Consider the following 392-nt stretch of genomic DNA (forward strand, 5'->3'; position numbering starts at 1 on the left):
GCCCTGCCCGGCGACGTGCCGTCCGCTCCCTTCCGCTACGACGGCGACTACTTGGCGGACATTCCCGCGGCGGCACCCGCGCAGCCCCTGTCCGCACTGGAGCTGCAGCGCTATCTGCCGCAGGAGACGCCCGCGGCCGCCGCGAAATCGGGCCTGCTCTCGGCCGTGGTGTACCTGCGGTCCCTGCCGGTGCTGCGCGGCGTCGCGCGCAGGATTCCCTCCCACTGGCAGCGCCGCGTCAAGAACTGGCTGCAGGCCTGACGGGACCGCCCGGGCGGCATCGGCCGACTGGCGGTCCGGCCTGGGCCGGGACCCGGCTCAACGCCCCAGCAGCAGGAAAATCTCGTTGTTGAGCAGCCAGTCCTGCGGGTACTTCCCGTGCAGTTCCGCAG

Annotated in this window: 1 protein-coding gene; it reads left to right on the forward strand. The window is 72.4% G+C overall.

The features are described 5' to 3' along the window. Positions 1-261 (forward strand): hypothetical protein (locus tag HNV26_RS37740; RefSeq protein ID WP_171453082.1); only part of this gene is annotated, 261 nt, incomplete at its 5' end. Positions 262-392 lie beyond the last annotated feature (131 nt).

Origin of the sequence: Myxococcus xanthus (assembly GCF_013116825.1) — a bacterium.
Taxonomy (GTDB): domain Bacteria; phylum Myxococcota; class Myxococcia; order Myxococcales; family Myxococcaceae; genus Myxococcus; species Myxococcus xanthus_B.